Raw genomic sequence first — 12742 nt, 5'->3', positions numbered from 1 at the left:
TTAGGAACCTCCAGCGGTCGACATTCCGGGGGCAGTGGTAGACGTCGTCGGCGGGTCACCGTCTTCGTCGTCTCCATCGTCATCGTCGTCGCCGCCGCCGATCGACTTGGCGTGTCGGGCGCGAACCCGCGGATTGAAGATACGGTCGGCCCCCTGCGCCAACAGCGTCAATCCGAGTGCGAGGACGATGATGGTCAGCATCGGCATCAACAGCCAGTGGAAGGCTAACGGAGAGGACACGGCACCTGCTCGCTCGACGGCCGCGTTCATCATCACGCCCCAGTTGACGTTGTTGTACGGCAGCACGCCCAGGAAGTACAGGCCGACCGAGCCGAAGATGACCGCTCGGGCCTGCTGGACGAAGTTCATCGTGATGTACGGCATCAGGTTGGGGATGATGTCGCCGGTGATGATCGTCGGCGTCTTGATCCCCATAATTCGTGATGCCTCAACGTACTCGGAGTCGCGGAGCGTCAGGACCTGTGACCGAATCGCGCGGCCGAGACCGGCCCAGGCGTTGACCGTGATGAGGATTCCGATGACCGCAGGGTTCCCCTTGATTTGGAGCGCGGCTGCCAGGACGATCGTCAGTGGCAGTCCCGGAATAGTCATCATGATGTCGGTGACCGTCATCAACGCGCTGTCCGTCCGTCCGCCCTTGTATCCGGCCAGCGTGCCAACGGCTGTCCCGAGGACGACGGTAAACACGGCTCCCGATGCGATCATGACGAGCATCGAGGGAGTCGCGTGGATGATCTGCGCGAAGATGCTCTCGCCTGACGCAGTCGTCCCGAGCGGGTACTGCAGTGACCGGAACGCACCGATGAGCCGGGGGCCTTGATTCGGTTGCGGGGCGGTGACCAAGAGGGGGCCAAGCGTCCCCATCAACAGGTACACGAGAACGATGAAAGCCCCCGTTCGAGCCCGCCAGTCGTCCCAGACGATACGGCCAGGGGCCAGTATCTTCTCTTCGAACCACTGTCTGCGACGTTCGGCCGTCGTCATCGAGACGTCGGCCATCTGCTCGAACTCGGAAACCGTTCCGCCGTCAGTCAGTGCCTGCCCCTGCTGGTCGTGCCCAGTAATCGACGACCGAGGGCGGGTGTCGGACTGGCGGTCCTCGACCGACTCGCGTCCGACGGCGTCGACGACAGGGTCGCTATCTGCCGAGTCGTTTCCGTCAGTAGGATTCACGCGACCCACCTCCTTTGGCGCGCGGGTCGAGCCATCCGTAGGTGAGGTCCGCGATGGTGATGCCGATGACCATCGCGACCGTGATGAGGATGAACCCGCCCATCATCAGCGGATAGTCGCGGGCGTTGATCGCCTGAATCAGGTAGAACCCGACGCCCGGGTACGCGAAGATGTTCTCGATGATGACCGCACCGCCGAAGACGGTCCCGATGGCGATCATCAGGCCGGTGTACATCGGCAGGATGGCGTTTCGGGCGACGTATCGAATGGCGATTCGTCGAGTTGACAACCCACGCAGCCGAGCCACGCGGAGGTAGTCCTCCCCGAGGACACGGATACTGTTGCCTCGCATCGAGAGTGCCCAGCCGCCGAAGCCGACGAGGGCCATCGACATGATGGGTAACACTCCGTGATAGGCGACGCTCGCCAGGAAGGGGATGTTGAATCCCGTCGTCAACTCGGAGGCGTAGCGCCCGCCAGTCGGAAACAGCTGGAACCGGTAGCCGAGGAACGCGATGAGCAACAGCGCGACCACGTAACTGGGGGTGGAGTTGAGGAAGAGTCCGATACCCGTACTGGCGATGTCGAACGACGAGCCTTCCTTGTATGCCATGAACGCCCCGAGCGAGATGCCGACGGTGAACGCCAGAAACAGCGCCGACGCCGTCAGGAACACTGTCCATGGAATCGCCGGGCCGATGATGCTCGCGACGGGCTCCTCGTACCAGATGGACTGTCCAAAGTTCCCCTGGACCATCGCGATCATGTAGTCGAGGTACTGAACGTACAGCGGCTCGTCGACAGCGATGTTGGTCTGGGCGGCGATACGCCGGTTGATCTCGGCGGAGGATAGGTCGCTGCCCTGTTGTATCATCTGAGCCCGCAAGTAGTCCATTGGGCCACCGGGGAGCAGCCGAACGAGGCCAAAGCTCGCCGATACCACCACGAAGACAGTGAGCAGCGATTGGCTCAACCGTTTAAATATATAGTTCATGCGTACCCCCCTTAGTCTCCGGCCGTGGACAGGTCCGAGACGAGCGATGCAGGAGTGACAGTCTGGCCGTCACGCAACTGGTCGTGCAGGATCGGTGCCTCGAGTTCGCTGGGCATGTTCCAGAAGTTCGCGGCATCGGAACTGTCGAACAGGAACTTGAAATGGAAGTACGGGTGTGACTGGTTGTACGACGCCCAGCCCTGAAGCCCGACGACGAAGTCGGCGTTCGAGTAGTCTTTCCCCCAGTAGGTCGAGGTGTCTTTCATTACGCTCTCGGCCTGAATGCCGAACTGCTTGAGTTGTGAGACGACGGTTTCCGCACCCGCAACCCAGTCGGAGAACCCGGACGGGCCCTTGATCGGGATGCGGAGCGGGTTGCCGTCTTTCTTCCACGTCCCACCCTGCTTCTGGTAGCCAGCGTCCTGAAGCAGCGCAGCGGCCTTCTCTGTCTGAGAAGTACTTCGTCCGTACGTCTCAAACTGGTCGGTGACACCCTTGAGCCAGGTTCCCTCGACCTGCCCGCTGAATTCGCTGGTCAACCCACTCGGGTACGTGACTGCGATTTTCGAGTTTGTACCAGCACCGGAATTCCCGGCAACCGCCTCACGATTAACCACGTGGGCGATTGCCTTGCGGACGCGCACGTCGTTGACCGGTTCTCGCTCGTGGTTGAACAGGAGGCCGAGCCCCCAGTGTCTCGGGATGAGGCTGACCTGCACCGAGTCCGGAAGCTGGCGCAGCTTGTTGCTCGGCATGAACAGCGTCGCCGACCCGTCTGTTTCGTTGTTGATGAGAGCGTTCCAGCGGCTCTGGTTCGACGGCTTGTAGAGGTACTCGGCCTCGGAGTAGTTGATTTTATCCGCGTCAGGATGGTCCTCGAACTTCGTGAGGAGCGTTCGCTGGCTGTCGGCGTCTTCGAACTGGAAGGGGCCGGAGCCAACCGGGTCCGTGACACTCTTACTCGTGAGTTCGCCGACGATCCTCGACCGCTCGTCCTGTGAGCCCGCCTCGTCGAGCCGAGTCACGAACTCGCCGTAGGTCCCTTCGTGAGCCGAGAGGTACTTCGGCTGGATGTACGGTAAGATGACGTCCTCGTTGAACGCTTCGACGAATGATACCTCGACGGTCGACTCATCGGACGCGGTGATGCGGTCAGCGACCTTCCCTTCGTCGTCGGGTGCCACGAACTCGCCGAGGTTGCCACCAGCGTAGATGTCGAGCTTGAGCTGATTCACCACGTCGGTCGCCGTAACGGGACTCCCGTCTTGCCAGACACCGTCCTCGCGGACGTTCAGGGTAAGCGTCTTCCCGTCGAGCGACCAATCCGTGATGACGTAGCCCCTGTACTCCTGGCTGGAGAGTTCGTACTTCATGAACCGGTCGAACATCATCCGGCGTGCCTCGGCGAAGTTCTTCCCGTTCCAGGGGTTGTACTGGGAGTCCGCGGGAACGGCCCACTGTGCCAGCGTCAGTCGCTGGTCGTCAGAGCCGTCCGCGCTAGTCCACTCGCCCTCGCGTGGGAGCCACTCGGTTGGCCAGTAGGATTGAATCTTCGGGCTGTCTTTCGAGGGGACGTTCCAGTCGTCGGTCGTCTGGAACGATTGTGCGAGTTTCTCCTGAAGTGGCAGTACTGGTAGCGTCTGGTTCGTGACATACGCCAGCTCCTGGATCAAGCCCAGTGACTCGTCGTCAACATCGATGGGTGTGGACGCAACTTGGGTGTTGCTCTCTGTCGGCGTGTCTTCTACCGCTTGCTGGCCGCCGCAACCCGCAAGCCCTGCTACGAGTCCGGTTGCACCGATTGCCCGAACGAATTGGCGGCGTGTGGTCTGTTGTCCGCTTCGGTCATTGTCGTTGAGCCTGTCCATCATAGACTATTGACAACTGTAGTCTGAGGGATTATAAATGTTTTGGATATATAGAAGAACGACTTCTTCTAGATTTTATATCTTTAAGTAGGTGGGGGGAATAGCGTATTCTCAGGTGGGCAAATCGCTCAGGGATCAGAATATGAACAAACGGCATTCATGCGGACGAACACACAGAAGCAAGAACAGGACGGCGCGCAAATCTCTGGGAGACCAGTGTAACGCACCGGAGTTGACGCAGCAGGGTGGAAACGCCGGTGATCGACGATGAGCAAGCCGGAGTCGAAGACGCTCGAACAACCCGACCGTCAATGGTGGAAGGAAGCCGTCGTCTATCAGATATACCCTCGGTCTTTCAACGACAGTGATGGCGATGGCATCGGTGACCTGGGCGGTATCATCGAGAAAGTCGACTATCTCGATGCGCTCGGTGTCGACGCCGTCTGGCTCTGCCCCATCTACGAATCTCCGCAGGCCGACAACGGGTACGACATCAGCGACTATCGATCCATCCACGATACCTACGGCGATTTGAACGACTGGCGAGACCTCCTCGACGCACTTCACGACCGGGATATCCGGTTGATTATGGACCTGGTCGTCAACCACACGTCCGACGAACACGAGTGGTTCCAGCAGTCCCGTCGGCGCGAAGGCGAGTTCGAGGACTACTACATCTGGCGCGACGGCCGGTCCGCCGACGATGCCGACTACGACACCGCTGACGGCCCGACCGACGAGGTCGCCCCAAACAACTGGGAAGCGGCCTTTGGCGGGCCTGCATGGACGTACGACGTGGAACGTGGCCAGTGGTACCTCCACCTCTTCGACGAGAAACAACCGGACCTGAACTGGCGCAATCCGACCGTTCGCGATTCAGTCTACGAGATGATGAATTGGTGGCTTTCGCAGGGTATCGACGGCTTCCGGATGGACGTCATCAACCTCATCTCGAAGACGGAGGGACTGCCGGACGGCGACGCGGAATCGGGACAGACTGGTGCGAAGCACTTCATGAACGGCCCGAAGGTCCACGACTACCTCCAGGAGATGCACCAGGAGGTGCTCACTGACGACTCGCTCCTGACTGTCGGAGAGGCCCCCGGTGCGCACGTCGACGACGCCCAGCAGTACGTCGGGTCAGACGGAGACGGACTCTCGATGGTGTTCCAGTTCGAACACGTCACGTTCGACCACGATGGCGACAAGTGGGACGCCGGCGACTGGTCGCTCGTCGAGTTCAAAGAGATTCTCTCGAAGTGGCAGAACGGCCTCGCCGATGACGGGTGGAACAGTATCTACCTCAACAACCACGACCAGCCGCGGATGGTCTCTCGCTTCGGCGACGACGGCGCGTATCGCACCGAGAGCGCGAAACTGCTCGCGACGCTCACCCACACGCTCCAGGGGACGCCGTTCGTCTACCAGGGCGAGGAACTCGGCATGACGAACGCCGAGTTCGCGTCCACCGAGGAACTCCGGGACGTCGAGGCGCTGAACTTCGTCGAGGCGGCTATCGAAGCCGGGGACGCAGCGACCTACGACGACGTCCGGGACGCCATCGAGTACGTAGGAAGGGATAACGCTCGTACGCCAATGCAGTGGGACGACGCCGAACACGCTGGCTTCACTGACGGCGAGCCGTGGATCGACTGCAACTCGAACTACGAGACGGTCAACGTAGCGCGCGCTCGGGCGAACGAGGACTCCGTCTGGCACTACTACCGCGACCTTATCGAACTCCGCGAGGAGCACGATGTCCTCGTCTACGGCGAGTTCTCGCTTCTCTGTCCCGAAGATCCCGCCGTCTTCGCTTACACGCGAACGCTCGGTGAGGAGCACGGCCTCGTGGTGCTCAACTTAGAACCCGAGCCGGTCGAGTTCGAGGTCCCGGCCGACGTCACGCTCGACGGACTCGAATTGGCAATCGCAAACACCGAGGTCCCGACGGCACCGCGTCCGTCGTTCGAACTCGGTCCGTACGAAGCGCGGGTCTACCTCACTTCGTAACCTCACCGATACAGAAACTATACCAGAATGACACAGTTCAATTCACAGCCCACGACCGAATCGGCACAGCGCACAGACATCGACGAACAATGGTGGAAGGAAGCCGCCGTCTACCAGATCTATCCCCGGAGTTTCAACGACAGCGACGGCGACGGCGTCGGCGACATCCCCGGAATCACCGAGAAGGCCGACTACCTTGACGACCTCGGCGTCGACGTCGTCTGGCTCTGCCCTGTTTACGAGTCGCCCAACGCTGACAACGGGTACGACATCAGCGACTATCGCTCGATAATGGACGAGTTCGGGACGATGGCCGACTGGGAGGAACTACTGGCGGAACTGCACGCACGTGACATCCGCCTCATCATGGACCTGGTCGTCAATCACACCTCCAAACAACACGAGTGGTTCCAGCAATCCCGGCGGCGCGAGGGCGAGTTCGAGGACTACTATCACTGGGTCGACGGCACTCCCGACGAGCCGCCGAACAACTGGAAATCCGTCTTCGGTGGACCGGCCTGGACCTACGACGAGGAACGCGGTCAGTGGTACCTCCATCTCTTCGACCCCGAGCAGCCCGACCTGAACTGGCGTAATCCCGCCGTCCGTGACGCGATCACAGAGATGGTCACGTGGTGGCTGGAAAAGGGCATCGACGGCTTCCGCCTCGACGCCATCGACCACCTCTCGAAGGCCGACGGCTACCCGGATGGAGACCCGGACGAACCGATTGTCGGCGTCGAGCACTTCAGCCACGGCCCTCGCCTCCCCGAGTATCTCGAGGAACTCGCGGCGGCGTTCGAGGACTACGACACCATGACCGTTGGTGAGATGGGCGGCGCAGATATCGAGCAGGTCGACGACTTTGCAGGCGACGACGGCCTGGATATGATCTTCCAATTCGAGCATATGGGCATCGACGCTGGACCCGATGGCCCGTGGGATCCGGAACAGTTCGGTGAGTGGGAGCTCGGAGACCTCAAGGAGATCATCAGCCAGCAACAGAACCAGATCGACTGGCCCACCCTATTCTTTGGGAACCACGATCAGCCTCGCCCCGTTTCGCGATTCGGCGACGAGAGCTACCACGCCGAGAGCGCGACGCTCATCGCGACCCTGCTGTTGACACTTCGGGGGACTCCCTACATCTATCAGGGTGAGGAGATCGGCATGACCAACAACGAATTTGACGGTCTCGAAGAAATCGACGACCCGATGACCGTCGGCGCGGTCGACGACCTCATCGCCGACGGCGTCGTCGACTCTTACGAGGAGGTTGCAGACCTCGTCAACTACCAGAGCCGCGACCACGCTCGAACGCCGATGCAGTGGGACGACACTGAGAACGCCGACTTCACTGACGAGAATCCCTGGTTCGACCTTAACGAGAACTTCGACGAGATCAACGTCGAGGCACTGCGGTCCGACGCAGATTCCATCTGGCACCACTATCAGGACTTGATCGACCTCCGCCAGGCAGAGGACGTGCTGGTCTATGGTGACTACGAGCTCTTGTTACCCGATCACGACCAGTTCTACGCCTACCAGCGGACGCTTGACGACGAGCGGTTCGTGATCGTTCTCAACTGGTCCAGCGAACCCGCAACATTTGACGCCGATGTGGAGGCAATCGATTCAGAGATACTGATCAGCAACTACTCTGACTCACCGAGCACCCCGTCCGGCGAGGCGTTTCGGCCGTACGAAGCAGTGGTCTATCGCTGTTGAGCACCCTCTCAACTCTCACTGTTCTGTATTCTCAGTCGTCCTCGACACTACCGCTTCGGAGTAAATTCAATAGTAGCAGGCCGGATCCGGGTGCAGATGCCGAAGGGGTGTCGAAGATGGTAAGATTCGGCCCATTTCGTTCGACAGTCGAACGGTTCCGAATTGGAGTAGTGTCGTCTGGTGATTCGCGTACATCTACACCGGTTTCCTTAGAGAAAATCAACCGCCAATTGAGGCAGCATTATCGCTAGTGTCGGTAACTCACTGGCTTCGAGCACCGACAGGGACTCTGTCAAGAGGGTCGTGCTGAATATAGCGGATGTAGGCAGCTACGATGAGGCAACCAATACCCAACCGGTTTACGGGTCGCAATCCTCCTGCGAAGAGAGGTCGCTTACTAAATGGGATTCCTTGATTCGTTCGGTGCGTTAGCGAGTAGTATCGTCGCGGCAATTGTCATGCTAGCGTTTGCTATCCTCAGCTTCTTCGTGACGATATTTATCGTGCAAGTCGGGGCTGGATTGGCTGGCTACTCACCGAGCGGAGACTTCGTTGTTCTGTCTGCCGCACTTCTCGCAACAGGTGCTATCGTCGCTGGAGCTACGCCGATGACCAGTCTCAGCGGGATTTCCGAGTAAATTCGACCGGCCTGTCGATCGTTCACCAGTACGTTGCGATTCACCCCGCTGCAACTGGGGGCGATATGCATGGCCGATTTGCGCTCTGTATGCAGCAGCGTCTTTTCGACTTACTAGGCGTCTCTCAGTAACGGTGTGGCCGTTACAGATGGTGGATTCAGCACGCTGGTTCGACTACTCGCCCCTTGACTCGGGCCTATCAACGGACACGGCGGGTGACCCGAATCCGACGAAACTGATAACGATCACCCAGTCCTCGGTGGTGGGATTCACCACCCGCCGAATGGTGTGAGGCGGTACGTACACGAAGTCACCCGCATCAAGAACAACCGAGTCTTCGCCTGCTGATCCGTACTCCATCGTTGCGTGTCCTTGCACCACATATCCGTAGACGTGGCGGTCGCTGTTATGGTGCCATCCCGTAGTGGTCCCACCGCCGACCCGCGACTGAACCATGATGGTATCCTCTGTTTCGAAAACTACCTGCCGCGAAACGTCGGCAGTCTCGTCTGGGTCTTCGACATCGGCAAGCGAAGTGACCGTAACTTCGTCCATATCGAGGTCCCCATACATCTGAGGAGTGCTAACAAAATAACAGCTCTGTTCGAGGTATCGCCGGTAGATACGTACGCTGTATATCGCAGTGCCTTTTCGACTCACTCAGGGTCTGGCAGTAACGGTCTACTGCATACAGAGAGTGGGTTCAGCAGACAAGAAAGAAGAATTCCCACGATGGTTTGAAAGTGCCCTCGGGCCTGTTTCCGTTGACCAGTCGGGTTCGACTCCGGAACCTGATACTGGTACTCGACAGCGCTACAGCATCCGGGAAGGGGTAGTCCTATTCACGGTAGCGGGCGTCACAAACTTGGTCGGCCCAGCGTTGAACGCCGTCGTGTTCTCGTTCCGACACTCGTTCAGAGAAAATCGCTCACAGAGGACTCTACTATCGGCTGTCCCGCCAGCGCGAATAGCTCGATACAGAATCACCTCTGGTTTTTCAGATGGTACGTGATGAATAGAGGGGGCGGATTCAGAACCCCCATCTGACTTTGTCGAACCGACGACTCACTCGAGCAGTTGTTCTCTGGAGAGGATGAAACCGTAATCGGCCGAATTCAGCACAATACGCCATTGTATGCCAAGCTGAACATACTTATATTTCCAAAGTTAGTCATCTGACATGGATGGCGAACCCGGCGGCGATAAGGGGTCAACGTCGGACGTGCCCGAGTCCCCTGAAAAGGAACTGCCGCCACCGAACTTCTTAGAAATCGAACCGATATACGAAGCATTGGGGCACCCCCGACGGCGCTACCTGTGCTACACCCTTCTCAAAGACACTGAATGGTCGCTGAACGACTTGGCGACGAAGATAGTCGCGTGGGAGACCGACGTACCCGAACACGCAGTTACAGAAGACCAGCGTGAAGAAGTGTATATTTCGCTGTACCACGCTCACATTCCGAAGTTGGTTGCGGAGGGCGTGGTTACGTTCGATGAGGGGACCGAGAGGGTCACAGCCGCAGAACACGCCGACCAAGTCTTGACTGCGCTCGAAGGGATGGGTGGTAGTCTCGACGCTGCTCAGGAAACGCATGCACGGAGTGAGATGGATGAACGAGAAGACTAACGGCGGAACCATGCCAGACGACTCTACTACTGGTGCCAATACAAAGTGGTCGCAAGTAGCACAGCATCACTACGAACCCGATGGACGGGGTGAACTTACGACCGCAATCGTATACGCCATCGCAGAGGCCGAAGGCGTCTCCCCGAGTGAGGTGAAATCGCCACCACTGTATGACACTGTGGACGTGCCAGCGATTGAAAACGCGTTTTTCGGGCCGACCGTGGTCGGAGAATCTCGACAGAGCGTTGGCAGCGTGGAGTTTCAGTACACTGAGTATCTCGTGAAAGTCCGAAGCGACGGATGGGTCCAGGTGTACGAACCGACCGAAACAGTCCTCTCCTAGCAAGTCACTTCGGAGCCGCTACGTCCTCGTACGCCGGATTCTCGGTCGCAGACCGTGTTTGCGAGACCAGCATTTTTGTCGCCTTCCCGCGCTTGCTTCGTTCGTGGATGACCGCGCTTGTGTTTCGGCCGAAATTGAACGAGCCACCATCCCGGACGTGCGTTCAGAAATGTGCGAGAAGCGCGCGCTGTAATCAGCACGAGCCAGGGAGGAGTTTGCGCTATCCCTGATTCAAACCGCTTAGTGCTGGTGTTCTGCCGCGAGATTGGAAACAACGTGGCTCAGATAACTCAGGGGTGTATGCTGGCCGCGACGGGGCGAACAGTCTGGGTCCGACACACGTCGGGCGACCGGCCAGCAGATGTCTGTGTCGTATTTTCTCTGTGTGGAACGGTCGGCGTATCTGTGTCTTTGTGTCAATACCGGATTGTCGGTGTCGGTCGGGAGTAATCGTCCGGTGAGTACGGCGGGTACCGCGCTCTCGGCCGACGGTGGTGGCGTCAGTCGCGGGACGGTCCGATGGCTCGGACCGCCCTTCGAAACCGGAGGGGCGCGCTATCACTTACCATGGTCTACCGTACGTTTATACCCTGGAGTACGGTTTCTTTGCTATACAGTCGACAGCGAAGACGTGCCACATGACTGTGTCACCGCATCGGGACGATGGCTGGAGGGAGTCCGGACACAGCGACAATCGGGGCGAGGCACCTGAGCCGACTGCGTAGACGGTCGGAGGCCGAATTTGGAATCCCCGGTTTCAGGTCGGCGTGACCGGTCTGCCGGAACGTTCCGACCCAGACGCGCCCCGAAAAACCATGCCACTCGACAATACTGAGAACCCGGACCGATTCACCGCGCTGTTCGAGAACGCTACCGACGCTATCGCGTCGGTCAGGTACGAGAACGACGCGTTCATCGTCGAGGAGGTCAACACCGCCTTCGAGGAGACGTTCGGGTACGGCGCGTCGACGCTCGTCGGGTCGGACATCAACGATTTCGTCATCCCCGACGAAGAGGGCGAGGGAACCGCGAGCGTCGGCGAACAGATGCGCGCCGGTGAACGCATCGAACGGCAGGTGAAACGACGGACCACGTCCGGGGTCCGCGACTTTCTGATACGGACTGCCCCGTTCGAACGGGACGGCACGTGGTCTGGGGGGTACGTCATCTACACCGAGATAACCGAACAGAAACGGCGCGAACGACTCTTAGAACGCTACGAGACGATAGTCGACGTCATTCCCGACCCGGTGTTCACCGTCGATGTCGACGGACGGTTCACCCTCGTCAACGACGCCTTCGCCAGCCTACTCGGGTGCGACCGGGAGTGGTTACTCGGGACCCACCTGACGGAGGTGTTCGAGGCCTCGATTGCGGACGACTACGAGGACCACGTGGCGCGACTTCAGGACTGTGCTGTCGGCGCAGTCGAGCGGTACGAACTGTCCATCGACGACGCCGAAAGCCACACGTGGATTTTCGAAAGTCACCTGACGCTGCTCCCTTCGGACGACCAGTTCGAGGGGGTTGCGTGCGTGCTATTGGACATCACGAATCGTCGGAAGCAGAAAGAGCGTCTCGAATCGCTGGCGAAAATCGTCTCGCACGACCTCCGAAATCCGCTGCAGGTGGCTCACGGTCGGGTCGACGCCCTGCGGCAGACGGACGTCGACGACGTGGTCGGTCTGGACGACGCAGTCGTCGCACTCGACCAAATGGATTCGCTCATCAACGAGTTTCTCGCCGTCGCACGCGAGAACGAGTCGGCGTTCTCGCTCGCCCCGGTGGACCTGACGGCCATCGCGTGCGAGGCGGCAGACGGTCTCTTGCGTGACGACATCGACTTCGAAATCGACGAGTTGGGGTCGACCGTGGCCGAGCGAACCCAACTGCACCAACTGTTCAGTAACCTGTACAACAACAGCAGCAACCACGGCGGCGAGTCGGTCACCGTTCGGGTCGAATCGCTGGCCGACGGGTTCGCCGTCGTCGACGACGGGCCGGGATTCTCGGTCGAGGAGCCACAGAGCGTGTTCCGTCGCGGATTTACGACGAGCGACACCGGAACCGGTGTCGGACTGACTATCGTCGACCGCGTCGCCAATATTCACGATTGGACTGTCGCCGCGACGAACGACGCCGAGACAGGCGGCGCACGCATCGAGATACGGGGCGTCGAATGGTACTCCGAAGACGACGCGGAGCACCCGTTGACGGCCGCAGAAGACGACGACACGGCGAACGACCCGTCCACTCCCGACGAGGGGTGAGCGTGCGGGCGGTGCGGCCGCGGCGGCGGAACACCGAACGTCGGTTACAGCAACCGATGCAGAGTCG

General features: G+C 59.6%; 10 protein-coding genes. 6 read left to right on the top strand and 4 right to left on the bottom strand.

What is annotated here, in order from left to right; genetic code table 11:
- From NJQ44_RS12110 to NJQ44_RS12100, 3 genes are read right to left on the bottom strand one after another with little or no spacing between them, the layout of a single operon-like run.
- Positions 1-1194, bottom strand: a complete 1194-nt coding sequence (locus NJQ44_RS12110) for an ABC transporter permease (protein WP_254271607.1) — start codon at positions 1192-1194, stop codon at positions 1-3.
- Positions 1181-2188 (bottom strand): ABC transporter permease, encoded by a 1008-nt coding sequence (locus tag NJQ44_RS12105; RefSeq protein WP_254271606.1) that lies wholly within the window; start codon positions 2186-2188, stop codon positions 1181-1183. The genes NJQ44_RS12110 and NJQ44_RS12105 overlap by 14 nt, the downstream gene beginning before the upstream one ends.
- A gap of 11 nt (positions 2189-2199) precedes the next feature.
- Complete coding sequence (locus NJQ44_RS12100; RefSeq protein ID WP_254271605.1) at positions 2200-4059, bottom strand: ABC transporter substrate-binding protein; 1860 nt, start codon at positions 4057-4059, stop codon at positions 2200-2202.
- Between the two features lie 264 nt (positions 4060-4323).
- Between NJQ44_RS12100 and NJQ44_RS12095 the strand changes: the two genes are divergently transcribed.
- The 3 genes from NJQ44_RS12095 to NJQ44_RS19510 all read left to right on the top strand — a co-directional run bounded on the left by NJQ44_RS12095 (position 4324) and on the right by NJQ44_RS19510 (position 8432).
- Positions 4324-6066 (top strand): glycoside hydrolase family 13 protein, encoded by a 1743-nt coding sequence (locus tag NJQ44_RS12095; RefSeq protein ID WP_254271604.1) that lies wholly within the window; start codon positions 4324-4326, stop codon positions 6064-6066.
- A gap of 27 nt (positions 6067-6093) precedes the next feature.
- Positions 6094-7794, top strand: a complete 1701-nt coding sequence (locus NJQ44_RS12090; protein WP_254271603.1) for a glycoside hydrolase family 13 protein — start codon at positions 6094-6096, stop codon at positions 7792-7794.
- A gap of 401 nt (positions 7795-8195) precedes the next feature.
- Positions 8196-8432, top strand: coding sequence for a hypothetical protein (locus tag NJQ44_RS19510; RefSeq protein ID WP_348533058.1), 237 nt, complete (start codon positions 8196-8198; stop codon positions 8430-8432).
- Between the two features lie 174 nt (positions 8433-8606).
- Here NJQ44_RS19510 and NJQ44_RS12085 read toward each other — a convergent pair whose 3' ends face one another.
- Positions 8607-8987 carry a cupin domain-containing protein gene (locus tag NJQ44_RS12085; protein WP_254271602.1) on the bottom strand — a complete coding sequence of 127 codons (381 nt, stop codon included), beginning with the start codon at positions 8985-8987 and terminating at the stop codon, positions 8607-8609.
- 625 nt (positions 8988-9612) lie between these two features.
- On the opposite strand from NJQ44_RS12085, the gene NJQ44_RS12080 reads away from it, so the two are divergent.
- The 3 genes from NJQ44_RS12080 (at position 9613) to NJQ44_RS12070 (ending at position 12675) form a co-directional block, all read left to right on the top strand.
- Complete coding sequence (locus NJQ44_RS12080; protein ID WP_254271601.1) at positions 9613-10062, top strand: DUF7344 domain-containing protein; 450 nt, start codon at positions 9613-9615, stop codon at positions 10060-10062.
- Positions 10046-10405 carry a HalOD1 output domain-containing protein gene (locus NJQ44_RS12075; protein ID WP_254271600.1) on the top strand — a complete coding sequence of 120 codons (360 nt, stop codon included), beginning with the start codon at positions 10046-10048 and terminating at the stop codon, positions 10403-10405. Before NJQ44_RS12080 ends, NJQ44_RS12075 begins: the two co-directional genes overlap by 17 nt.
- An 815-nt stretch (positions 10406-11220) precedes the next feature.
- Positions 11221-12675 (top strand): PAS domain S-box protein, encoded by a 1455-nt coding sequence (locus tag NJQ44_RS12070; RefSeq protein ID WP_254271599.1) that lies wholly within the window; start codon positions 11221-11223, stop codon positions 12673-12675.
- Positions 12676-12742: the final 67 nt, after the last annotated feature.

The sequence above is a fragment of the Haloarcula marina genome, from assembly GCF_024218775.1.
In the GTDB taxonomy this organism is placed as follows: domain Archaea; phylum Halobacteriota; class Halobacteria; order Halobacteriales; family Haloarculaceae; genus Haloarcula; species Haloarcula marina.
Note: the sequence above shows the minus strand (reverse complement) of the source record. Positions and strands in the feature narration are given on the sequence as shown.

Excerpts from the sequence above, each read along its gene's own strand:
- NJQ44_RS12105 (WP_254271606.1), bottom strand. The coding sequence starts at position 2,188 with ATGAACTATATATTTAAACGGTTGAGCCAATCGCTGCTCACTGTCTTC.
- NJQ44_RS12100 (WP_254271605.1), bottom strand. The coding sequence starts at position 4,059 with ATGATGGACAGGCTCAACGACAATGACCGAAGCGGACAACAGACCACA.
- NJQ44_RS12095 (WP_254271604.1), top strand. The coding sequence starts at position 4,324 with ATGAGCAAGCCGGAGTCGAAGACGCTCGAACAACCCGACCGTCAATGG.
- NJQ44_RS12090 (WP_254271603.1), top strand. The coding sequence starts at position 6,094 with ATGACACAGTTCAATTCACAGCCCACGACCGAATCGGCACAGCGCACA.
- NJQ44_RS19510 (WP_348533058.1), top strand. The coding sequence starts at position 8,196 with ATGGGATTCCTTGATTCGTTCGGTGCGTTAGCGAGTAGTATCGTCGCG.
- NJQ44_RS12085 (WP_254271602.1), bottom strand. The coding sequence starts at position 8,987 with ATGGACGAAGTTACGGTCACTTCGCTTGCCGATGTCGAAGACCCAGAC.
- NJQ44_RS12080 (WP_254271601.1), top strand. The coding sequence starts at position 9,613 with ATGGATGGCGAACCCGGCGGCGATAAGGGGTCAACGTCGGACGTGCCC.
- NJQ44_RS12075 (WP_254271600.1), top strand. The coding sequence starts at position 10,046 with ATGAACGAGAAGACTAACGGCGGAACCATGCCAGACGACTCTACTACT.
- NJQ44_RS12070 (WP_254271599.1), top strand. The coding sequence starts at position 11,221 with ATGCCACTCGACAATACTGAGAACCCGGACCGATTCACCGCGCTGTTC.